Source organism: Thalassobacterium maritimum (genome assembly GCF_031127805.1).
In the GTDB taxonomy this organism is placed as follows: Bacteria; Verrucomicrobiota; Verrucomicrobiia; order Opitutales; family Coraliomargaritaceae; genus Thalassobacterium; species Thalassobacterium maritimum.
Genome location: NZ_JARXHW010000001.1, coordinates 81758 through 105035, shown reverse-complemented (window position 1 = coordinate 105035; position 23278 = coordinate 81758). Strand labels below are relative to the sequence as shown.

The 23278-nt window shown below is 51.2% G+C and carries 23 protein-coding genes and 1 tRNA gene; 8 read left to right on the top strand and 16 right to left on the bottom strand.

Going from position 1 to position 23278, the window contains the following annotated elements; all coding sequences use genetic code 11:
* Positions 1-44: 44 nt before the first annotated feature.
* From QEH52_RS00425 to QEH52_RS00395, 7 genes are all read right to left on the bottom strand, one after another.
* On the bottom strand, positions 45-821 hold the full coding sequence (locus tag QEH52_RS00425) for a cyclic nucleotide-binding domain-containing protein (protein WP_308947923.1): 777 nt from the start codon (positions 819-821) through the stop codon (positions 45-47).
* A gap of 196 nt (positions 822-1017) precedes the next feature.
* Positions 1018-2667, bottom strand: a complete 1650-nt coding sequence (locus QEH52_RS00420) for a sensor histidine kinase (protein ID WP_308947922.1) — start codon at positions 2665-2667, stop codon at positions 1018-1020.
* 192 nt (positions 2668-2859) lie between these two features.
* Positions 2860-3453: a carbonate dehydratase gene (gene can, locus QEH52_RS00415; RefSeq protein ID WP_308947919.1), complete on the bottom strand. Its 594-nt coding sequence runs from the start codon at positions 3451-3453 to the stop codon at positions 2860-2862.
* A 171-nt stretch (positions 3454-3624) separates the two neighbouring features.
* The gene (locus tag QEH52_RS00410; protein WP_308947918.1) at positions 3625-4209 is read right to left on the bottom strand and encodes a class I SAM-dependent methyltransferase; all 585 of its coding nucleotides are present in this window, start codon (positions 4207-4209) and stop codon (positions 3625-3627) included.
* Positions 4210-4316: 107 nt separating this feature from the next.
* Entirely contained in the window at positions 4317-4721 is a 405-nt protein-coding gene (locus QEH52_RS00405; protein WP_308947917.1) for an RNA-binding S4 domain-containing protein, read from the bottom strand.
* 12 nt (positions 4722-4733) lie between these two features.
* Positions 4734-5048 carry a hypothetical protein gene (locus tag QEH52_RS00400; protein ID WP_308947916.1) on the bottom strand — a complete coding sequence of 105 codons (315 nt, stop codon included), beginning with the start codon at positions 5046-5048 and terminating at the stop codon, positions 4734-4736.
* 11 nt (positions 5049-5059) lie between these two features.
* Positions 5060-5653, bottom strand: coding sequence for a sigma-70 family RNA polymerase sigma factor (locus tag QEH52_RS00395; RefSeq protein ID WP_308947915.1), 594 nt, complete (start codon positions 5651-5653; stop codon positions 5060-5062).
* A gap of 143 nt (positions 5654-5796) precedes the next feature.
* Between QEH52_RS00395 and QEH52_RS00390 the strand changes: the two genes are divergently transcribed.
* A complete protein-coding gene (locus QEH52_RS00390) occupies positions 5797-6747 on the top strand; it encodes a hypothetical protein (RefSeq protein ID WP_308947914.1) in 951 nt (316 codons plus the stop codon).
* A 64-nt stretch (positions 6748-6811) separates the two neighbouring features.
* Here QEH52_RS00390 and ybeY read toward each other — a convergent pair whose 3' ends face one another.
* From ybeY to QEH52_RS00370, 4 genes are read right to left on the bottom strand one after another with little or no spacing between them, the layout of a single operon-like run.
* Positions 6812-7276, bottom strand: a complete 465-nt coding sequence (ybeY, locus tag QEH52_RS00385; RefSeq protein ID WP_308947913.1) for an rRNA maturation RNase YbeY — start codon at positions 7274-7276, stop codon at positions 6812-6814.
* Positions 7239-9689, bottom strand: coding sequence for an HD family phosphohydrolase (locus QEH52_RS00380; RefSeq protein ID WP_308947912.1), 2451 nt, complete (start codon positions 9687-9689; stop codon positions 7239-7241). Before QEH52_RS00380 ends, ybeY begins: the two co-directional genes overlap by 38 nt.
* Before the next feature lie 30 nt (positions 9690-9719).
* On the bottom strand, positions 9720-10664 hold the full coding sequence (locus QEH52_RS00375; RefSeq protein WP_308947910.1) for a PhoH family protein: 945 nt from the start codon (positions 10662-10664) through the stop codon (positions 9720-9722).
* Positions 10665-10673: 9 nt separating this feature from the next.
* Entirely contained in the window at positions 10674-11213 is a 540-nt protein-coding gene (locus tag QEH52_RS00370) for an HIT family protein (RefSeq protein ID WP_308947909.1), read from the bottom strand.
* Positions 11214-11304: 91 nt separating this feature from the next.
* Here QEH52_RS00370 and coaE point away from each other — a divergent pair, with 91 nt between their 5' ends.
* The 7 genes from coaE to QEH52_RS00335 all read left to right on the top strand — a co-directional run bounded on the left by coaE (position 11305) and on the right by QEH52_RS00335 (position 20290).
* Positions 11305-11916 carry a dephospho-CoA kinase gene (gene coaE, locus QEH52_RS00365; RefSeq protein WP_308947908.1) on the top strand — a complete coding sequence of 204 codons (612 nt, stop codon included), beginning with the start codon at positions 11305-11307 and terminating at the stop codon, positions 11914-11916.
* Positions 11917-11993: 77 nt separating this feature from the next.
* A complete protein-coding gene (gene rho, locus QEH52_RS00360; RefSeq protein WP_308947907.1) occupies positions 11994-14096 on the top strand; it encodes a transcription termination factor Rho in 2103 nt (700 codons plus the stop codon).
* Between the two features lie 63 nt (positions 14097-14159).
* Positions 14160-15881, top strand: a complete 1722-nt coding sequence (locus QEH52_RS00355) for a GspE/PulE family protein (protein ID WP_308947906.1) — start codon at positions 14160-14162, stop codon at positions 15879-15881.
* 47 nt (positions 15882-15928) lie between these two features.
* A complete protein-coding gene (locus QEH52_RS00350; protein WP_308947905.1) occupies positions 15929-17008 on the top strand; it encodes a type IV pilus twitching motility protein PilT in 1080 nt (359 codons plus the stop codon).
* 19 nt (positions 17009-17027) lie between these two features.
* Positions 17028-18716, top strand: a complete 1689-nt coding sequence (locus QEH52_RS00345; protein WP_308947904.1) for a GspE/PulE family protein — start codon at positions 17028-17030, stop codon at positions 18714-18716.
* Between the two features lie 15 nt (positions 18717-18731).
* A complete protein-coding gene (locus tag QEH52_RS00340; protein WP_308947903.1) occupies positions 18732-19988 on the top strand; it encodes a type II secretion system F family protein in 1257 nt (418 codons plus the stop codon).
* Between the two features lie 216 nt (positions 19989-20204).
* Positions 20205-20290: transfer RNA gene (locus tag QEH52_RS00335), tRNA-Leu, on the top strand.
* A gap of 40 nt (positions 20291-20330) precedes the next feature.
* Here the strand turns inward: QEH52_RS00335 and QEH52_RS00330 are convergent.
* From QEH52_RS00330 to QEH52_RS00310, 5 genes are all read right to left on the bottom strand, one after another.
* Positions 20331-20513 carry a hypothetical protein gene (locus QEH52_RS00330; RefSeq protein WP_308947902.1) on the bottom strand — a complete coding sequence of 61 codons (183 nt, stop codon included), beginning with the start codon at positions 20511-20513 and terminating at the stop codon, positions 20331-20333.
* Positions 20514-20724: 211 nt separating this feature from the next.
* Positions 20725-21153: a hypothetical protein gene (locus QEH52_RS00325; RefSeq protein ID WP_308947901.1), complete on the bottom strand. Its 429-nt coding sequence runs from the start codon at positions 21151-21153 to the stop codon at positions 20725-20727.
* A gap of 13 nt (positions 21154-21166) precedes the next feature.
* On the bottom strand, positions 21167-21787 hold the full coding sequence (locus QEH52_RS00320) for a hypothetical protein (protein WP_308947900.1): 621 nt from the start codon (positions 21785-21787) through the stop codon (positions 21167-21169).
* 72 nt (positions 21788-21859) lie between these two features.
* Complete coding sequence (locus tag QEH52_RS00315) at positions 21860-22045, bottom strand: hypothetical protein (protein ID WP_308947899.1); 186 nt, start codon at positions 22043-22045, stop codon at positions 21860-21862.
* A gap of 11 nt (positions 22046-22056) precedes the next feature.
* On the bottom strand, positions 22057-23277 hold the full coding sequence (locus QEH52_RS00310) for a restriction endonuclease subunit S (RefSeq protein ID WP_308947898.1): 1221 nt from the start codon (positions 23275-23277) through the stop codon (positions 22057-22059).
* Position 23278 lies beyond the last annotated feature (1 nt).

Sequence of the window (23278 nt, the reverse complement as noted above, 5' to 3'; positions counted from 1 at the left end):
TATGTATTTACGATCCGGCACTGTCGTTTTCGTTCAGGCAGAGCCTAGCTGCGTTTGCTATGTATGTCGTGTAATCGCCTGCCAAATACGGGATAGCGGCTGATGATTCTGCGGAAGGATTCTTTCCGCAAGGTGAAGCAAGAGGCGTCCGTGAGCGCTGTGACCGTCGCGGAGCAGGCTCTTCCGCTAAAGAGGGCGCCTTCACCGATGCAGCTGCCGGGGCCTAACTCTGCGAGTTGTTGTTTGCCTTGGCTGATGCCTAGCAGGCCTTCTTCGATTAAAAAGAAATACCGCCCATCGTCTCCCTCTTTGATTAGGACGTCTCCTTGCTTTAACTGTTGGCGTTCTAAAACTCGTGCCAACTCTTTGATTAAACCACCGCCCGCGCCAGTTAGAAAGGGGGCGTTTTGTAGTAACTTGCCCCCGATCGAGTTTTCGATTTCTTCAGCTTTTCTATCTTTGTGCAAATTGTTTAGGCGGAAACGTAATCTTTTAAATCTATCTGCTAGAACTGAATAGGACTCACGTGTGAGTTGGAAAAGGGACAAGTCTTCGATGGCCGAGACGGTAGCGGTTCGTGTTTGTCCTTCCAGTAGGGCCCCTTCGCCGAAGCATCCGCCCACGCCGAGTTCTGCAATCACTCTGCCTTCGCTGCTGACTTGTACCGCGCCTTCTACGATGAGATATAGGCTGTCACCGGGCTCACCTTGGCGAAAAATAGTCTCTCCTTTTGAGAATTTTACTGGCTCCATTACGATGGCCAGTTCTGAGATTAATTGATCGTCGGCACCTTTAAGAAAGGGGATTTTCCGCAGTGACATGCTTTCCAGTTTTTGTTCATTCCCTTTTTTACGCTTTGATTTTAGTGCGGAGGCTACAAATTTTTTGAGCATGATTGATGAGGGTTGGTGGTCGGGGCACGCTGTGAGCGCGTGTATTGAGGCTCATCTTGTTTGTATGCTCCTAAAAAATCAAGCTTTGCACTATCTGTGTGGAAGCGGGACAGAGTCAGTTTGCTTAGCGCGTGGAGTCGCCCTGAGTGGATGCTGGGTGCTTTATTGGCAGGCTGAAATAAAAAGTGGAGCCGCTACCTTTTTGGCTTTCGATCCAGATCCGGCCTTGGTGTTGTTCGATAAACTCTTTGCACAATATGAGCCCCAGGCCGGTGCCTGTTTCTTGTTTAGTGCCTAGAGTGGAATCGTTTTCGTCTATTCGGAAGAGTTTTTGCAGTCTGTTGCTGGAGATACCAACTCCATTGTCGCGTACAGAAATCACAATTTCTGCTGCGTCTTGATGAGCGTTTACAGTTATCTGGCCTCTGGGATGGCTGAATTTGATCGCATTCGAAACTAAATTTCGCAGCACAGTGCGGATCATTTGCGGGTCGGCGAATGCCTGGAGGGGCGCAGGTAAATCCTGGACAATGGTGATCGATTTTTGCGCAGCAATGACATCAAAGAGCCTTGTATTTTCGGTGATCAAATTGTTTAAGTCGAGCGGGACTGGTTTAAACTCAAGGCGTCCTGTTTGAGCGCGTGACCATTCTAGTAGATTTCGTAATAGCTCTACTGATTGTTTAGAAGATTGCTCGATCATCGCGGCATATTCATCGATGCCCTCGTAGTCGTTTTCATTGATTTTAGCGACTAACAATTCGCTAAAGCCTAAAATGCCATTAAATGGGCCCATCAAGTCATGGGCGATAATAGAGAAGAATTTGTCCTTCTGTGCATTGAGTTCGCGTAATCGAACTTCATTTTCGCGCAGTGCATTTTCTGACTGTTTGCGTGGTGTGATGTCCTTGGCGGCGCCATACCATTGATATTCGCCGTTCTCGAGAGCAATAGGCACAGACTCGATACGAAACCATCGCTCTTCGTCGCCACTTCGCATGCGTCCTTCCCAGACAAATCGCTTTTTATGGCGAATCGCTTCTTTGTTCATTGAGATGAAGCTCTCCTGATCGTCCTGATTAATCCGCTTGTTAATGCAGGAAATGTCGGACATCACTTCTTCGCGTGTGATTTGATGAATTTCGCACCATCGATCGCTGACGTATTTGAATTCAATTTCCTGGCTCGCATTTAAGCCCAATACGTAGATGCCGATTGGAGCCTTCGCGACTAAGCTTTCAAAGCGCTCTGCGAGTTGCTGGGTAGCCTGTTGAGACTGTTTGCGCCGAGTGATGTTGCGTGAGTTTCCTACGAATCCGATAAGCTCGCCTCGTTTGTTTTGTAGGGTTTTAAGATACAGTTCGACCCAGATCAATTGGCCATTCTTGTGATACTGCTCTACTTCTATGCGAAGCGGTCCTGTCTCTTGCTGGCATTGCAGAAGTGTAGAGCGTAGCAATTGATAGGACTCTGCAGTGACTGTGGCTTCCAGAGTTTCGGCCATCGCCTCTTCGGGGCTGAGACCACGTAATTTATAGATCGATGGGCTGATGTAAGTGAACTGGTGCTCCAGGTCCAAGGTCCAGATAACTTCTAGGCTGTTGGTCGCCAGTAATTGATACTTCTGCTGGCTTTGGTTGTAGGCCACTTCGAGCTGCTCGCAACGTTGCACACTTTCATTAAAGGAATCCTTTAAAGCACTGTGGGCACGTTGTAATTGCTGCAAGTCTTTTCGGAGGGCTTCTGTCTCTTTAGTTGGGTGCTGGTAATTCAAAATGCCTAGGTTGAATGGTTGGAAGGGTCCAAGTTTAAAAAAGTGAGTCGTTGTTCTCTTTATAGGTTGGATCCTTATGTGTCACCTAGGGTGTATTGTCTAGTTTTAGCATGTCGTTTGCTCTGGTTTCAGTTGATCTTATAGTGGTTAGTAGCCGGCCGCAGGGGTAGATTTACGGGAAATTAATTATCACTAGCTCGTGATTGCGCCTTGTAGTGTGCGGATTTGGCCATCTTTTAGGCTGTAGATCCAAGAGTGAATGTCGATTTCCTGGCCACGCGCCCAAGCATCTTGCAGTACGGTGCTGCGACGCAGGTTGTTTGCTTGCGCGATCACGTTGAGCTCACACATACGATCGCTTTTTTGCTCACCTTCGAGAGGCTTTAGCTCTTCGGTGTAGAGGGCTTGTACGTCTTGAATGTGGCGCAACCAGTTATCGATGAGACCATGTGACTGCTGCCCCATGGCAGCTTTAACGCCGCCACAACCATAGTGGCCACAGACGATGACGTGGCGAACCTTGAGCACATCCACTGCATATTGGAGCACCGAGAGTAGGTTCAGGTCGGTGTGCACCACCACATTGGCGATGTTACGATGCACGAATACCTCACCTGGCATCAGACCTGTGATCTGATTGGCCGGCACTCGGCTATCGGAGCAGCCAATCCAGAGGTATTCGGGGCTTTGTTGCTGGGAGAGCTTGTCAAAGAATTCTGGATCTTCAGATAGGGTCTTTTGTGCCCATTCGCGGTTGTTTTCGAGGAGTTTACTGAGTGTTGGCATAGTGGTTGGCAGTGATGCGGTTTTAGGTAGTGCCGCGCGCGCAGCCGCGCATGCGGATGCCCCAAAAAAATGTCTTCGAGACGATTTCGCAAGGTGTATGCTCATTTTGCACAGCACTTTTTTTGGCCGCGCGATTGAGCGATTCGCTTGTTTGGCTTTATTAAATAAGCGTTATTGTGCGCGGTATATGCAGATCTCCTGATCACCGTAGTAGGCGATCAGGATGGCGTCCTCGCTGGCGACTGACTCGAAAAGTTTGAGCATCATTTCTTGTTCACCCGGCCAGGGGTAGACGAAGAAGACGTCGACTTCGTCGAGCCCGATATCCATCTCCTCATAGCGAGCGGGGCCGGATTGATGCCCAAAACTGTCGTCGGGCACAATATCGGTGCCGCCGATGTGCTCGTAGCTGATATAGCCTTCGGGAATGTAACTGGTGTGGATGAATTCGGCACCTGTGTGGTGTGCGTTTGCGAGAGATTCGGCGATTTCGACCAGTCCGGCCTCCAGCTCGATCCCAGTGGCCTCGTAGCCCAGTTGCGCGGCTAGGCTGGTGGCGACTCCGAAGCCGCTGCCCCATTCGACGAAACGGTCGCCCAAGGCGATGCCATGATCACGCACATATTTGAGTGCCGCGTAGACTTGGGCGGGCTCGCTGGCGACATAGCGCGGGTAGCGCTTATTGAGTTTTTGTGCCCAAAATGTGTGCCAGCGTTGGTCGGCATCGTGGATGAGTGCCGCGAAGGGCTCCGGCACTTCCGGGCTTTCGGCTTCGTAGTCGAGTTGCAGTAGATTTTCGATGATACTGTATGTAGGAATTAGGAGTTGGGAATTAGGAGGTGGCTTCTGGCCACGATTGTGGTTTAACTACCACCGCCAATGAGTTTTTCTATATCGCGGCGATCTTTTTTAGTCGGTCGCCCGCTACCCTTGTGGCTAAAGACTCTCGCATTGGCTCGCTTTTCGCGGGCTTTTTCGTGTTCCGACTCGGGTGTTTGATCTTCGCAAAACTCGGGCACACGGGCCGCGCCCATACGGTTCTCGCTGATTGCTAAGACCTTGAGTGTGCGTGTGAGTGCCTTGGTGCGCGCCACGATGCAGTCGCCGGCGCGCACCTTGGAAGAGGGCTTGGCGATATTGCCATTCAGGCGTACTGCGGAGCCGCGGCAGGCTTCGGCGGCGTCGCTGCGTGTTTTATATACGCGTACGCTCCAAAGCCAGCGGTCGAGTCGGAGGGAAGTGGGATCAGGAGTCGGCGAGCTGGGCACGGTCTGGTATCGCTAGGACTGAGAGGGGCTCTCGGAGTTTTTGTTGGATGCGGACATATGGCAGCAGTCGGGCTGAGACTGCGCTGCGAGTAGTGCCTTTAGCTGATCCTTTTTCGCTGGGTCGAGCGTCGGGCCTTGTTCGACGACTTTTTCTTCGTGCTGCTTATAACAGCGGCACATGTCCTGTGCTTCCATGACTTGACGATTAAATTTGCCGCAGAAAACGCACAGCTTCACGTGTAGGCGCAGAAAGAAGCGCTGTCTGGGAGAAAGCTTCTCATAGTCCTCTTTGGACAATGCATTGGATACTTGTTTACAGGTAAACATTTGAAATAGAATTATTTAGCGTCTTTTCCAGTCCAGTTGGACTCGAGCAATACTTTAAGTTGCTCGCGTGCTCGATGCAGGAGCACCCATAAGTAATTCGGAGTCACATCCATTACCTTACAAACTTCTTCAGTTGTCTGGTCTTCCAGCACGCGCAGGACGAAGGCTTGCCGGGCGGGATCTTTGACTTGGGCGATACATTTTTCAAAGACGACCCAAAACTCGCTGTTGTCGTAGTATTTGCGCGGGTTGAACTGCCAAGGATCGGGGTTGGTGGTGGCGATTCCGCTGTATTTAAACCAAAAACTTTCGAGCAAGGCTTCGTCCTCGGCTTCTATGTCGACTTTATTCTCCTTTACCGATTTACGAATTTGATCGACGATTTTGTTGCGCATGATGCCACGTAGCCAAAATTTGATATCGCGGCTGCCATCGAAGCGGTCGAGTGCCTTGATTCCAGCGAGAAAGGTGTCTTGCACACAGTCGGCTGCAGCCTCGGGGTTTCGCAAGCGCGACATAGCGAAGCGGTATAAGTAGTCACTATAGGCGTCGACCCACTGTTCGGGCGGGGTGATGGGGACGGCTGGATTATCCAGAGCAGGCACGGTTTAAGGATGAGCGGTTGTGGTGAGGGGCGTCAACCATAGATAGATTGTAGCACTAGAGTCGGTGATAGGCTTATGCACAAGTTAAGTTTTCTCCATAGGTGTGCAAGTCGTATTAAATCCTTTACGAGGAGATGTACTATTTGGATAAATTTAAAAATGGTCGGATAAAAATAACGTTTATTTTATATTTGCATAAGATCTGCTTAATTCTCAGATACGTTATTCCTCAAGTTATTAGTATTTGTTTTAGATTTTTTATGAAATATTTATGTTTAGCTAGCACATTGTGCGTTGGTGTTTCAGTGCATGCAGCAATTGATCTTGATTTTGGTTCAGTAGATCTGCAAAGCACGCTGACCAGCGATGGGGTGATGTCATACGGTGTCGTTTCATCATATGAAGATAATGGAGTGAGCGATATTTATGCTCAAATTTCAGCCATCAACAGTTATAGTGAGGGCTCGGGGGGCAGTGGCGGTGCTGCTGGTGATGTTAGGATTAATCAAATCGGCAATACGACCACTACGTATAAATTGTCCTTGTTCCAAGATGCGGGATATACCGAATTGTTTGATCCAGGCAGTAGCTTCTCCTTTGATTTATTCTTTTATGATGTCGATGGTTTCAGTAGTCCCAGTGGAATCAAGAGTGATTCGGAAGCGGCGACAGCCACGTATTATGACACTTATTACGATGTGATCACCGTTTATACTGCCTCCAGCTACGAACTGACCACTAGTTCGCGGCTTTTATTATCACAAGACTCCAGCACAGGTGCATTAACTGTTTCGGGTCAGGATAGTGGTGGTGTAGCGGGGCAAGAAGGCTTAACCAGCTTTGCGCAATATCAAGCGGATGTCGCCATTTCATTTACATTTACCGACCAAGCTGAAGTGCTTTTTGATTATCAAGTCGTTGATAACAGGCCCGGTTCGAATTCGAATCGCAATCTACTGTTTGACGGGAACAACTTAAGTTTTGATGGTTTTACCACTACAGAAGGCACTGTGCCTGAGCCTTCTGTTTTTGCCGTAATCGCTGGATTGTGCGGCTTTGCAACTGCGCTAGGACGCCGTCGGCATTTAGTCTAAAGTTGATCGTTGAATTTCAAAGAGGGCGATTATTTTACTTTCGAGGGAAAATTATTGCTGGGTGCTAGTTGTTTAATTCAAATGTGATTTTGTTCGCGGCGGCGTCGAGTATGTTTAGGGCTTTTTGCTCGGCTTGGCGCATGGCGGCGCGGTCGACTTCGTTACGGTCGTCGTAGCCGGCTAAGTGTAGCCAGCCATGTACGAGGTAGAGGCTGAGCTCGCGGCTGAAGGGTTCGCCTAGCTCGGCCGCACGGCTGCTGGCGTGGTCGACGGAAACGATGATTTCGCCGGCCGATTCCATTTCCTCGTTGGCGGGAAAGGTGATGACATCGGTGGGCGTGGGATCGTCCATAAAATCGGCATGCACTTGAGCGATTTCAGCATCGCTGACAAAGGCGATCGAGAGCTCCCCTTCAGTGATGGGGAAGGCCGCTGATGCCTGTAGTGTCTCGAAAAGTGTGCGGGCAGCGGCTTCGGGGGCGCACAGGGCGCTATATTGGTTGTTGATTTCCAGACTGAGCTTTGGCATCGGTTTTGGCTTCTTCTTCTTGTTTGTTGTGGGCGGCTTCCAGTTCGAGCTCTTTGGCTTTTTCGGCTTCGGTTTTGGGATATTCTATGCGTGCGTGTAGCATGTTAAGCACGGTGTAGACGAAGCTCTTGCGAATGAGATGGAGCTCGTGGAAGGTGAGCGGGCAACTGTCGAGCTGGCCGTCTTCGATCCTATCTTTAAATATACGATCGATCAATTCCTCAACGTTGGGCTGGGTGACTTTTTTCAGGCTGCGACTGGCGGCTTCGACGCTGTCGGCAAAGAAAATGATCGCACTCTCTTTAAAGGCAGGCTTGGGACCGTCGTAGCGGTAGGTGCTCTCTTCGACTTTAAACGAGTCCTTGCCCTTGGTTTTCCCACCTTCGGGGAAGGGGGGCTGCGTGTTCTTTTGTGTTTCTTTCGCCTTTTCTTTGGCTTGGTGGAAGAAATATTGGATCAGGGTGGTGCCGTGGTGTTGGCGAATGACGTCGATGATCACGCGTGGCAGCTTGTTTTTACGTGCCATTTCGACGCCTTCTTTGACGTGTGCCTTAATGACTAGAGCACTCATTGAGGGGTTCTTGGCGTTGTGCGGATTGATGCCATCGCGTTGATTTTCGGTGAAGTATTCCGGCTTTACCAGCTTGCCGATGTCGTGAAAAAAGCAGCATACGCGGCACAGTAGCGGGCTGGCTCCGATGGCCGCGGCGGCATTTTCCGAGAGATTGGCTACCATCAAACTATGGTGATAGGTGCCGGGCGCTTCCATCTGCATGCGGCGTAGCAGCGGGTGGTTGAAGTCAGTCAGTTCCAGCAGGGTAATTTCGGTGGTGATTTTAAAGAGCTGCTCAAAGATCGGCAGTAGGCCGACAGCGAGGATACCAGTCAGCAGGCCCACGACCAGTGCCACCAGTGTTTGTTGGCCCACTAAGCTGAAAGAAAAACCGTTGAGCAGGGCCACGCCTGCGCCCGCGATGGCTGCGGTAGATCCAGCCATGAGTCCAGAGCGTACCAGTTTTGAACGCTTGCGAATGTTAGTGGAGGCGTAAGCGCCCACGACACCGGAGAGAAAGGCGATCAATATGAACTCGACGGAGTTGTTTTGAATGATGCCATAAAGAACTGCGATGATCAGTGAACAGAGCACTGCTGGTGCGCCGCCAACCAGCACGGCCACGATGATGGGGGCCAAGGCGTAAGGCGCGATGTAGGGCAGCATGCTCAGTGAGGGGCGACTGTTGATTAAGGCGCTCTCGCCGATCTCCATCAGTATACGGATGATTAGTAAATTGAGTAAGATGCTGACTGCAGTGATCGCAATGGCGCGGTTGCGTTTGCGTAATTCACGTAGCCCACGGTTAACGTAGATGTAGACCGCGATTAGCAGCATGGTCGTTAGGATTAGACGCTCAATGAATAGAGGATTGAAGATAAGAGAGTCGCCATTGCGCTCCAGTTCCACTTTTCGATAAGCGGCGATGCGTTCGAGCTCTGTGGGCGTGATGATCGCGCCAGGCTCAATTAAGGTGTCGCCTTCCTTGTAGCTAACAATGCTAGGCTCTAGTTGCTCGATCGCACGTTGAATCGCACGGTTGGTGCCGGTGGCACTATAGAGTAAGTTGGGCCGCAGGCCCGCGCGGAAAATCTCAAACAGTATACGACCGGTAGACGCGTCGCGCGAGAGAGCATCGATACGGACACGTAGCGCAACCAGCGCGTCAGGCAGTGAGCGGGCATTGGGCAAATTGTAATGGCCATTTTCGTCCACAAGCTGGATGACAGTTACGTGCGGATCGGCTGAATCGGTGCGGCTGGCAGAGTAAATGCCGTCGGTATAGATTGATTTTAATACGGCGAGTGCATCGTTGAAGAGGATCGAGCGCTCCTTGGGAGTGGTTTGGGTGGTCAGTTCAACGATGATACTGGGCTTTATCGTGAGGCCATTGGATTCGATCAGATTGAGTGCCGTCTTAAAGAGTTCCGCCAACAGGGTTTCTTGTCCCTTGGATTCGTGGTCGATCTTGTTTTTGGCGATCCCTGAATTGAGGTCAGCGATGAACTGGCTAAATTTTTCGTAGGGTTCGAAGGTGCGTTGAAAGACTGGGGGCACTTGAGCGCGCTCGGCGGCGGCGGCCGATTCCGTCAGCACAGCGCTTTTATATTCGAATTCAAATTCGGAGACGATGCGCGACTGAGCCGCTTGGTTCAGGATCAGGCGGGGCCCCTTGGGCTTTTGGCCTAGGTAGCAAATGATGATTACCAGCACGGAAAAGAGCACAAACATGCCGATCTCGATCATTTTGCTGGTTTCAAAGAAATGCGTGGTGGCCGAGTCCTTGCCACGGCCGGCATCTTTGCGCATGGCACCGTCGAGCGACTTGCGAGTATTGTTCTTTTTAGAGAAAGTGGCCATAAGTCGTAAAGAGTGAGGCGCGGGGAGGGTCTATCCCTTCGCGTAGGCGTTAATGATGTCCTGCACCAACGGGTGGCGCACGACGTCTTGTCCGTCAAAATAGAAGAGGCGGATCGCCTCGATGTTTTTTAAAATGCGGGTAGCTTCTTTGAGACCAGATTGTTTGCTACGTGGTAAATCAGTTTGTGTGATGTCGCCGGTAATGACCATGCGACTGCCGTCGCCCAAGCGCGTGAGAAACATCATCATCTGCTCATGAGTTGTGTTTTGAGCTTCGTCCAGCACTACGAAGGCATTGGCCAGCGTGCGTCCGCGCATGTAGGCCAGCGGTGCGATCTCGACGATGCCGCGCTCCACCAGTTGCATGGTTTGCTCCTTGCCGATCATATCGTTCATCGCATCGTAGAGCGGGGTGAGGTAGGGCAGCACTTTTTCTTGTAGTTCGCCAGGTAGGAAGCCGAGCGCTTCGCCCGCTTCAACGGCCGGGCGGGTCAATATAATCCGTTCGGCGCGGCCTTCTAGTAGCTCCCGTAGAGCCATCGCCATCGCAAGGTAGGTCTTGCCCGTGCCGGCGGGACCGATGCCAAAGGTGATCGGGTGGGCGTCGATGGCTTGTAGGTAGCGCTTTTGATTGAGTGTTTTAGGTACAATACTTTGCCGCTTAAGCTTTATAATTAGAGGGTTGCGATATATTTCGCGTAGATCGTCGGCTCTGCCCTCTGCCACACAGCGCAGGGTGTACAGAAAGTCGGAGCTGCGAATGCGCAAGCCTTGGTCGCGTGCAGTTCCGAGTAGCTCGAAGAGAGCTTGCACGGCGGCGATGCCCTCCTCACTGCCTTCGGCGGTGACCCAGTCGTCGCGACTGACCAGGCTGACGCCTAGGTTTTGTTCGGCTTCTTCGAGGTGGCGAGCGTCGTCGGCGTAGAGTAAGCTGAGCTGACGGGCGCTGGAGAAGTGGATCGTCTTGGACGGCATAGAATTCTGTTATTGAGCTTCAACGCAGGCGTGTAGGCGCTGCCACATCGCATCCATTGAATCGGGCAGGACGCGGGTGTTGCCGATGACCGGCATGAAGTTGGTGTCGCCATTCCAGCGTGGCACGACATGGCAATGCAGGTGGCAGGGAATACCTGCTCCTGCCGCATCGCCGAAGTTGAAACCAGTATTAAAGCCATCGGGGCGCAGGGCGCGCGTGAGTATGTTCTGCGCTTCCACGATCAGGTCCATGAGTTCGTGGCGTTCAGCAGTTGTCAACTCTTCCAGTCGTGGTACTTCACGGTAGGGCAATACTAGCAGGTGCCCTGCATTGTATGGGTAGCGGTTCATCACGATATAGTTGTGCTCGCCGCGCAGGAGAATGTACTCTTTGGCGTCGTCGCCCGACTGAGGGATGCGGGTAAAGGGGTTGCTGCCTTCTTCCGGATCTTTGGGCGCGAGTATATATGGCATGCGCCAATACGCGTGAAGCCGCTCCATCGAAGGAGGGAGCGGAGTGGATGTCTGCTTAGGTGCGGAGTTGTCCATAAATTTCGGCGCAGATTAAAGGGCTCTATTTCTCGCGTCGATGGTTAATTCTACCCTGAGATCACTTCGAGGTCTATAAATTAAGGCTCGCGTGTTTTCTGTGGATGGACTTCTACTTTTGTTTATGAAAGTCGGCCTAACAGGAGGAATTGGTTGTGGTAAATCGACCGTAATGGGCCTTTTTCGCGAAGCGGGCGGGCGTACCATTGAGTCGGACGCTGTGGTACGTGAATTATTGGCGAGCGATGCGATAGTACACGAACAGTTGCGTGCACACTGGGGGGATGCAGTCTTTAACGCTGGCACTGTCGATCGCCGTGCGGTGGCTGCGCGCGTATTTCAGGATTCGTCCGAGCTTAAATGGCTAGAGGACTTGCTACATCCGCTGGTTCGGGCGCATTGGCAGGCGGCGATTGAGCAGGCACCTGGCGCTCTTTGGTTGGTGGAGATTCCTTTGCTATTTGAAAAAAGGCTTGAAACCCTCTTTGATTTGACTGTCTGTGTTGCAAGCCCTCCTGATGTGGTCCAAGAGCGAATGGTTGCCAGAGGTTATACGGGAGCGGAGGTCGCGCAGCGCCGTGAGCGACAAATGCCGCTCGAAGAAAAAATCGAACGCGCCGATCATCTTATCTCCAATGCTGGAAGCCTTGAATTTTTGAAACGACAAACCACGAGATTAATAGAGCAGATCGCCACCCCTTAAGTGGGCTGCTATGACTCGCTCTTCCCCTCCCAATACTTACCAAGCGACGCCGTGAGCGTCCTATCGATTATACAGCCATGAGCTCTGACGAAGTAAATAACGACCTCCCTCTCGAGGATACATCCACTGCTGCAGAAGCGGCTCCGCGTAAGCGTGCGACCAAAAAGGCAGCCAAAAAAGCCGCCAAGAAAGCAACGAAAAAGGCTGCTAAGAAGGCTGCCAAGAAGCGTGCGACCAAAAAGAGCGCTGCGCGCAAGGTGGCAGATGAGGCGCAAGCCGATATGTTTACGCCTGGTGAAATCGCGCCGCCTGCCGTGAAAAAAACTGTAAAAAAGACTGCGAAGGCATCCGCGGATAGCGCGGATAAAGCAGCAGTAGATGCGCCCGTGGAATCCACAGCAGCAGCTACACCTGCTCCTGAACCGAAGTCGGCTCCTGTGGATGACGAAGTGACTTTTAGCTCCGACATTAAGGTCGACCAGTTTGACGAGCCGCAAGGGGCTGAGCCTACTAAGAAAACTGAGCCACGTGAGAAACGTGAGCCACGCGAAGGGCGGCTCCCGCGTGAAAAACGCGACAATCGTGGACCTAAAAATCGTCAGCCGAATGGCTCTGATTCCCGTGGTGGAGATCACTCTGAAGGCGGCAAGCCACAGCAATCCGGACCGCAATCGCGCCAGTCGCATCCGAATGATCGCAATAATAAGGGCAACGCTAAGGGTAATAATAAGTTTAATAAGAATAATAATAAGCGCAATAAGCGCGGGAAGGGCCGCTGGGATAAAAACAAGGGCCGTCGCGGTCGTGAGGAGGATACACCAATCGAATTGGGCGAGCTGCTCGATTGGGAAGTGCTGGCTAAACGTGAGGATATTCTCGCGCTGGCAGAAGAGCTTCGCTCCGGTGGCGGAGACCCGCTCGACTATGTGCGCCTGTATAATTTGCCTTTGCCAGAGTTGCGTGAAGAAGTGGACGCACTCGGCATTAAGTTCCCGCATGCGCCGAATCGCGATCAATTGATCAATGCTGTGGCGACTCATGCGGCGGAGAAAAAAGCTGAGATTTTAACTACCGGGGTTCTGGAACTACTTGAAGACGATGAGGGTGGTTTGTTAGTTTACGAGCGTGATAGCTACCGTATCAAAGCTTTGAGTGCGTATGTGCCGCAGGCCTTTATTGAGCATTATGGCTTGCAGCGCGGGCACATTGTTAAAGCGCAGTTACAGCCACACCGCGAGGGCGAGTCCTGCCCGGTTGTCGTGCGTGTCCAGGAGGTGATGGGACGTGACCCCGAAACGCTCACTGAAATTGTCCCCTTTACCGAGCGCGTGCCTTACTATCCGACCTCTCGTATTTTGATGGAGGCCGATTCTGAGGCGAAGTGGGATAACCTTTCGATGCGAGTGGTGGATTGTTTGACGCCGGTTGGTTTTGGCCAGCGTGGCTTGATCGTGGCGCCGCCTCGCACGGGTAAGACTGTGCTGATGCAGGGTATGGCCAACTCGATTCAGAAAAACTATCCCGATGCGCACCTGATCATACTTTTGATTGATGAGCGTCCCGAGGAAGTGACCGATTTTCGCCGCCAAGTCAGCGGAGAGGTCATCAGTTCTACTTTTGACGAGGCGGCCGAGAGTCACGTGCACGCGGCCGAAATGGTCATTGAAAAGGCGCGTCGCATGGTCGAGACTGGCGAAGATGTGATTATCTTGCTCGATTCCATTACCCGTTTAGCACGCGCTTACAACACCACGATGCCGAGCAGCGGCAAGATTCTTTCCGGTGGTGTCGAGGCCAATGCCTTGCAAAAGCCCAAGCGTTTCTTTGGTTCAGCGCGTAATATCGAGGACGGCGGTAGTCTCACGATTATTGCCACTGCGCTGGTCGAGACGGGGAGCAAGATGGACGAAGTCATTTTCGAGGAGTTTAAGGGCACCGGTAATATGGAGCTACACCTCGATCGTGGACTTTCCGATAAGCGCATCTTCCCCGCGCTGAGTATGGATAAAAGCGGCACACGTAAGGAGGAACTGCTCTATCATCCAGATGAAATGCTTAAAATTTATTCATTGCGCAGAGCAATGAAAGGCCTACCGTCGACTGATGCGATGGAAATGCTCATACAGCGCATCAAGAAAACCAATACTAATGCGGAGTTCTTGATGAGTGTTGCGCGTTGATTTGCCATAACCATTTAATTTTTATTCTCACCATTTAAGTCCCACCCCGACACTTATCTATCTGTGACTTCCGCCGACGAATTTGTTCTCCAGCTATTAATTGATAAAGGCCTGCTTGAAGATGGCGGGATCGAGTCTACTCGTGCTAAGGTAACCCAAGCTGGTTACGAAGGTAGCGAAGACACGGCCATCCTTGAGGCACTTGTTGCCGAAGAGGCCGTTACACAAAAGCAGATTGCTGAGGTGTTGGCTGAAGAGTTTAATATGGAGACCGTCGATTTGGCGGATGTCCGTGTTTCGTCCGAAGCGCTGGAAGTCGTGCCTTTTGAATTGGCGAACCGCTATAAGGTGGTTCCGCTCGAAGTGGATGATAGCGAGGTTGAGTTAGCGGTTTTCGATCCGCTTGATATGGATGCGGTGGACAGTATCAGCCACGTCATTAAGCGCTCGGTCATTTGTCGCGTGGCACCGCTGGCAGATATTGAGAAGGCGATTCACCAATATTATGAAGGTGCGCGCAGTGAAAAGGTGGACGACATCTTTTCTGGTATGGAAGACCCCGATGCGCTGCCGAGTCAGATCGACTTGCCCAGCGAGGACGATGCCTCCGAGGAAGAAGCGCCCATTATTAAATATGTTCACATGGTGATCTCTGAAGCGCTCAAACGGCGTGCTTCTGATATCCACATGGAGCCTTTGGAGAAACGCTTTCGTGTGCGCTATCGTATTGATGGCGTGCTGCACGAGGTGGAGAATCCCCCAAAGCGTTTGCAGCCATCTATTGTTTCCCGTATTAAGCTGATGTCGAATGTCAGCATCGCGGAAAAGCGTGTGCCACAAGATGGCCGTATTAATATTAAGGTGGGTGCGAAGGTGATCGACTTGCGTGTTTCGACTTTGCCCACCGCATTTGGTGAGAGTATCGTTATGCGTATTCTCGATAAGGAAAGCCTCAGCTTGGGACTGCCTCAGCTCGGCTTCTTTAGTGATGACCAAGCCGCATTCGAAAAGATTATCGCGTTGCCCGACGGCGTGTTTCTGGTGACTGGGCCTACGGGTTCTGGTAAATCGACTACGCTCTATTCGGCTCTTAATTACATCAACCACCCTGACCGTAAGATCATTACTGTGGAGGACCCCGTCGAGTATGAAATGTCGGGTGTCAATCAGGTGCAAGTGCGTCGTGAGGTCGGTATGAGCTTTTCTGCTGCCTTGCGCTCGATGCTGCGTCAAGCTCCCAACATTATCATGGTGGGGGAAATTCGTGATAAAGAGACAGCCGAAATCGCGGTCAACGCCGCGCTCACTGGGCACATGGTGTTCAGCACCCTGCACACCAATGATGCGCCCAGCGCCGTCAGTCGTCTCATCGATATTGGGATCAAGCCTTTCTTGGTGGCGGCCGCTGTGCGTGCTGTGCTCGCACAGCGACTGGTTCGGCGCAATTGCCCTAATTGCCGCGAAGCCTGTGAGCACGATGAGAAGTTGCTTAATTCACTGGGGATCCGTTCCGATGAAGCGGTTGATGCGTCCTTTATGAAGGGAGCAGGTTGCTTGAAGTGTAACGGCACTGGTTTCCGTGGCCGGGTCGGCATCTTCGAGATGTTTCGAGTCAACGAAGAGCTTCAGTCTATGATTTACGAAGAAGCCAGCCTCGTTGCTCTGCGCGATAAAGCGCGTGAGATGGGGATGCGTAACATGCGTGAAGACGGCATTCGCAAGGTGCTCGCAGGAGTGACAGTGCCTCACGAAGTATTGCACGCGACTGTTTCGGACTCTATCTAGTTGCTGGATGACTGAGTTATAATTAATTTGAACTGGAGCTAATTACGATGACCTACGAAATGAATGATCTGCTGGAACTGATGGTCGATCAGGGGGCATCAGATTTGCATATTCAGGTCAAGCAACCGCCCACACTCCGTATCAGCGGAACCATGGTGCCTGTTGAGGGGCCTGAGCTCGATGCACAGGCGGCGGAAGATTTGATGAAAGCCATCACTTCGGTGACCAATCAAGAGCAGCTCAAGACTACTGGCGGTGCTGATTTCGGTTTCGCGTATCAAGAGAAGGCGCGCTTTCGCGTCAGTGTGATGCGAACCAAGGGCTGCTATGGTATGGTGCTTCGCCAGATTCCAAATGATCTTTTCAGTTTAGCAGATATCGGCCTACCCGATAAAATTAAGGAGCTGATCAGTCGTCCTCGTGGTTTGATCTTAGTCACCGGCCCGACTGGCTCGGGGAAGTCGACTACTCTAGCCTCAATGATTAATTGGATTAATGAAAATCATGACGGCCACATCATTACCATTGAGGATCCGATCGAGTATTTTCACGACCATAAAAAATGCATCGTGACCCAGCGGGAAGTCGGCAACGATGTGACCTCATTTTCGGCCGCGATTCGCGGTGCTTTGCGTCAGGACCCCGATGTTATACTGGTGGGGGAAATGCGCGATCTTGAAACAATCGAAGCCGCCGTGGGCGCTGCTGAAACTGGCCACCTTGTGTTCGCGACGCTCCACACCACCGGCGCCGCTCGCACGGTCGATCGCATCGTCGACGCCTTTCCTGCCGATATGAAGGATCAGATGCGCACGCAGTTGGCCTCTTCGGTGATCGCTGTCATCTCACAAGTGTTGTGTAAGAAAATTGGCGGCGGGCGAATCGCCTCCTTTGAGATCATGGTGACCACCACGTCGATTGCTCAATTGATTCGTGAGAATAAGACGTACCGCATCGCTTCCGACATCCAGACCGGGGCCAGTCGTGGTATGATCAGTCTCGACGCTCACTTGCTCAGCCTGTTCAATCGCAATTTGATTACCGCCGATGAGGCGCTCGGTAAATCTCAAAGCCCGGACTCGATGCGCGAAAAGCTCATTGAAAACGGCGGCGCATTTTCAACTTAAACCATTTCTCCAATCCCCAATGTTTGAAGATCATAACGATACAATTTACGAAATAATCAAGGGAGCCGACCTGCTCGACCCTGCGCAGCTTGAGGAACTAAACGAGTCGCACCTGCACACCGGTAAGTCGTTGGCTGATGCTGTGGTCGATTCCGGCGTAGTCGAGCGCGGGCAGATCTTGGCAGCAGTCGCTGATTATTTGGGCTACGAATATTTGCCCACACCTCCAAATGAAATTTCAGATGAGGTCGCTTCAACTGTGCGTGCCAGCGTGGCGCGCATGTATGCAGTCGTGCCTTATCAGGTAGATGACATTTCTGTCTCACTCATAGCGAAGGACCCGTTTAATCCTTCGATTATTGACGACCTCACCTTCACGCTTAATAAGGACATTACCATCGTTGTATGTGATCCCGACCATATCGATGCCTTGCTGGTCTCGACCTATGGAGAGGAGGATTCTTCGATTGATGATATTTTGGGCGACCTTGGCGATAGTTTTTCCGAGGTGCAGGAAGAGTTGTCTGAAGGCGACCTCACGGACATGGCGAATCAAACGCCCATTATCCGTTTTGTAAATTTAGTTTTACAGCAGGCGATTAAAGATAAGGCCTCCGACGTTCACTTCGAGCCCTTTGAGGATCAATTCCGCATTCGCTATCGTATTGACGGTGCACTTTACGAGATGGCACCTCCGCCCAGGAATTTGGCGGTGCCCGTGACCTCACGTGTTAAGGTGCTGTCTAATATGAACATTTCGGAAACTCGGATTCCGCAGGATGGTCGTATTAAAATGACGATTGCCGGACGTCCGGTTGACTTGCGTGTGTCCACCTTGCCGACCCAGTTCGGTGAGTCGGTGGTGTTACGTGTCTTGGATAAGTCTGTGGTCAACCTTGACCTCGAATCCCTCAGTTTGCCCGACGATATCTTGCAAACTATTCGCGAACTCGTCGATCGACCCAACGGTATCTTCATCGTGACCGGCCCCACAGGTTCCGGTAAGACCACAACACTATATAGTGCGCTACGCGAGGTGAACAATGTCGAGACCAAGATTCTGACAGCCGAAGATCCAGTGGAGTATGAGATCGATGGCATCATGCAGGTGGCCGTGAACCACCAAGTCGGACTCGATTTCTCACGTGCCTTGCGCGCCTTCCTGCGTCAAGACCCCGATAAGATCATGGTCGGTGAGATTCGTGACTTGGAGACCGCGCAGATTGCGGTGCAAGCTTCGCTGACTGGGCACGTGGTGTTGAGCACGCTCCACACCAATGATGCGCCCGGCGCCGTGACCCGTCTGATTGATATGGGCTTGGAGCCCTTCTTGATTTCCGCCTCGCTCGAAGCAATTTTGGCTCAGCGCCTCGTGCGCCGCATCTGCCGTAGCTGCCGCACCGCTTACGAGCCCGGCCAAGATTTAATCGAGATGCTCGATGTCGATCCACTTGAAATTGCCGACAAAGATTTCTATTACGGCGACGGTTGCCCTGAGTGCAGTAATACCGGTTATCGTGGACGTATTGGCCTGTTCGAGATGATTGTCGTATCCGATAGCATCCGCGAACTCATTAATAATCGTGCGCCGACCCTAACAATTAAGCAAAAAGCCCTAGAACAGGGCATGCGAAGCTTGCGCGACGACGGTTTGCGCGCCATTTTCGACGGCAATTCTACGATCGAAGAAGTTCTTAAATATACATAAACCTCCAAACTCCCCATGGCAAAATTCAAATATACGGCGATCGACGCCAACGGAAAGCAAAAGACCGGCACGGTCGAGGCGGGCAGTCAGGACGAGGCGAGCTCCAAGTTGAGCGCCTCCGGACTGATGCCGACCAAAATCGTAGAATCAGGCGGTAGCGCCCCCAGCAAGGCAGCCTCCAGCAAAAGCAAAAGCAGTAAGAAAGCTAAGAAAGGCGGCTTCGGTAAGATCATTAAGAGTGAAGATCTCACTACTTTTACTCGCCAGCTAGCCACCTTGATCGACGCGGGCCTTCCACTCTTACGCGCACTTGAGGTGATGATTCGCCAAGAGAAAAACGCCCGCTTCCAAGCTGTGCTTGAGCAGATTGCCGATCAGGTGAAGTCAGGTAACTCCTTCTCCGACGGTTTGGCACAGCATCCCAAGATCTTTGACCGCCTATTTGTGAATATGGTGCGCGCCGGTGAAGCCGGTGGTGTGCTGGACGTCGTGCTGGCACGTCTGGCGGGCTTCATGGAAAAAGCCTTGAAGACCAAGAAAAAGGTCAAAGCCGCAATGGTGTATCCCATCGTTGTGGTCGGTGTGGCCGTTTCGATTGTGGCCTTGCTGATGGTCGTCGTGGTGCCCAAGTTCCAAGCGATTTTCGACGACATGCTCGAAGGCGCGGCATTGCCAGGTCCGACCCAACTTGTGGTCGGTATGAGTAATTTCATGCGTGAGAACATTTTGCTCACGCTCGGTATCGTTGTGTTTGGCTTCTTTGCCTGTAAGTTCTTCTTGAAGACACCTGCGGGCTCCAAAATGTTTAATTGGCTCTCGATCAATACGCCCAAGGTGGGGGATTTGGTGCGCAAGGTGAATATTGCACGTATCACCCGCACTTTCGGCACACTACTTTCCAGTGGTGTTCCTATTTTGCAATCCCTCACGATTACCAAGGATATTACCGGTAATAAATTCTACGAAGATGCGCTCACTCGTATGCACGACTCCGTGCGTGATGGTGAGTCGCTCGCTGCGCCGATGGCACGTGAGCCCGTCTTTCCTAACATGGTGACCAGTATGGTCGACGTGGGGGAAGAAACCGGTGAGCTTGCAGAGATGTTGAATCGCGTGGCTGATAACTACGACGAAGACGTCGACAATGCCGTGGCCGGTATTACCTCGATCATCGAGCCCATCATGATCGTCTTCTTGGCGGTGGTCGTTGGTTTCATCGTGATTGCGCTCTTCCTGCCAATCGTCGAAATCATCAAGCAACTGACTGGTTGATTTTCGACCTCGGTGCGAGGCCTCCGTGGCCTCAAGGCTTCGCGAGCAATTACATGATTGCACCGAGTCAAATTTCCCAGCCCGCAGCGTCCTGTTTATTCAGGCCTGCGGGCTTTTTTGTGCATAAATTCACGAGCAGAAAACTTGCCCACAATTCCTAGACTGAAATCATTGACAGCGCTCTTTTTATCTATGCAATACGCAGACTTCGAAGATGCTCAGGTGGTGGAACGGCAGACACGCCACGTTCAGGTCGTGGTGCCCGCAAGGGCGTGAGGGTTCAAATCCCTCCCTGAGTACCAGCTTTACACCTTAGCCCCAGTTATTCGCATCGCTCCTCTGCTATTGGATGTAAATAAAACTGGGTGGTGCGCTTAGAGAATTGGTGCGCGGCGGCCGTGGGCGTCCTGCTGTGCCCGCGCCCATCGGCTCGATTTTGGTGTAAGCAGATTCGAGTTCGGTGACTAATTTTGAGTGCCCCAGACGTTTCTCATCATCGATGATGGCACGACAAACCGCTTTCAAATCGGGATTCGATCCGGTTTGAGCACTGGCAAAGAGTCGTCGAAGGAGGGCCGCATTTATCGCTTCGTCGTGAGCGCCCTAAACTAAGTTTAGCTTGAAAGAATTAAAAAGATTAAAAGTTTAGTTATCATCTATCATCTTTTATGTCAGGTATTTGCGGATATATTGCAGTGTGCCTGGCAAGCTAATTATAAGCTTACGCGATACTAGCTTAGCTTGGCTGCTTGAGTTGCCAGAGTGCTCCCGCGCCACGTGGTTTACCGATATTTTCGATGATTTTTCTTCGATGGGATAGGTCGTAGGTCAGGTTGCGTATCTTGTCTCGCTTTTGGTCATGACTCATTGAGTCAGGTAGCTTATCCATAAATAAGCCACTGATGGTCTGAGGTGTCACCGGGCCGTGCTCTCGAATTAATTTTTCGAGCAGATCGCGATAATAGTCATTATCAAAGCCCTTCTTGAGGATGTGGGCGGCTTGTCCGCCAGTGGTCGCAGCGACTTTTCCGGATACGAAGATGCGCGGATAGCGTCCTTCGACGAGGCCGAGCTTCTTGAGTCGTGTGGCCTCTTCCTTGGGCAGGCTTGCACCTTTTTGCACTTTGTCTAAGGAAAGGACGTCACGCAGCCTATGTTCTATCATTCGCGTATATTTTCTAATAGGAAGGATTAGTATCGTGATCGTATCTAGTATCTCTTGATGATGAGAATGACTGAACCAGGCTTTTATTATCGGACGGTGGTTTCTTAATGCAGTAGAGCGACCAGTGTTTAACTTCTTTGTAGCGTATACCAAATTCCCAGAATAGCAGAACCATGACGCGCTTTGGGCGCGACTGAGCTGGTTTAATGAAGCGTGGCCGTAAGTGTGCTAACTCGTAGGCCATATACGTTAGTAGTATCCACAGGAATGGTAGAAATAGTAGGTTGAGCAGGACGGGGAGTAGAAACTCGCGGGCCGTCTCCATCCGCCAGAATTCGTTCCAATTGACGATCGTATAAATCACCGCATAGAGGCCGATGCCGAGCCCTATGACTGTTAGGGCTTTAGTTGCGAACTGGCGAACGATGGCTGCTTGCTTTTCATCCGTGGCGGATGGCTCAGCCATCAAGTTCAGAAAGGTGGCAACTGGCAATAGGACAAATGCCAGCAGGAAGGGCACCTTCGCCCATCCGACAAAGAATTCCAATAATACGGCGAGGCTGAGTCCTTGTTCAAAAATGCTTCGGATCAATTCACGCGGATCGGGTTGTTCGTTGGCTGTTCTGTAAGTCATCAAAAGCGCGGCAGTGGTCAGCCACAAAAGACTGAGCTTAAAGTCGCTTAGTTCCCACAGGCCGATTTGTTTCTAGGCAAAACAGACAAGTATGACGTAGGCCACCATGAGCAGTGCCCATTGTCGCAGTCGTCCCCTGAATATGACTTTGATGACCGCAAGAGCAGCCTCGCGGATAGCTTTGAAGTAGAAGCACAGGCCAATCAAAGCCAGCAACCATGTCGCTGAAGCAAGCTCCCATGCGCTGAAGTCATCCATTTAAAAAAGGTTCACAACTGCCCGCGAAAGGCGGCGTCGAGCAGGGAGGCTTTCAGAGCCCCGAGCTTTTCGAGCTGGGCGCTGGTGGCGGCGGTCAGTGCTTGGGTGCGCTCCGAAATCGCGTCGAGCTGCGCGACGATCTTGCTTTGTTCGGCTAGGGGTGGGACGGGGATTTGCATTCGATCTATATGCTTATTATTTATCTGTGGAATAGTGCTCGTGTCGATGAAGTCGCTTAGATCAAGTGATAACATGAACTGAAAAAGATATTCGTCTGTAAGTATACTTTCGTCCGCTTTTAATCCCATAATATTGCTGTCATATGAGGCTTCTTCTAGCAGCAATCGTTTTTTATTTGTGAGAATTGCTCCTCCTCTTTTGGGGATTAATACACTGCCTGCTGGGAATAATTTAATTCGATTCTTTAATCCTATATTACTGCTAAAAGTAATCTCTGGATTACGCATTATTCGTGTGTCGTTATTCATTTGAGCGACCTTGTAAAAGGGAAGGTCGCCAGTCCCTTCCCAATTCTTAAAGATCTTTGGTAGTGCGATGCCGCTATTAATTTTGACTACACTCGAAAGTTTTGAACTACCATGTCTTTTTGAAAGCTCATCGAAGCTGTGCTTGCTTCCAGAATTTAAGAGGGCTTTGGTTTGGGCTTGGGTGTGTTGGAGTTGGGCGATGGCTTGGTCGATGCGGCTGAACAGCGCATCCAATTTCGCGACGATCCGTTCCTGCTCCGCTAGCGGCGGGACGGGGAACGGGTGGTTTTGAAATTCTTGATATTTTAAGCTCTCAACTGTGACGCCCCCTTTGACCAGATCTCTCAAAATCATTGGCTCATGGCCAATTAGCATTTTCTGACAGAAAGCAGATGTTATCTTTTTTGAAGGGATGAATACCTTGATATCTTGATTCACCGTTGCCTCGATTTCGTTAATACAAACGGGAAGCGTGTGCCTTAAAATTCCACTTCGTGCTACGATCAGTATTGATCCTGCTGGGATTAGTTTAGCGGAAGATTTGTCTATGGCCGTATCCGTAATTTTCAATTGAGAATCACGGAGCTTTTCACTCTTCATATCTTTTGGCGTAATCCACAGCTGATCGCCGCCCCAGAAATCTGGATTTGATTTAGAAGGTGTTCCACCTGCTGAGAACTTTCCTAGTTCTTGTAGCGTTTTCCACTCCCATCCCTGCGGCAGTTCGTATAATTCCTGTGCCATG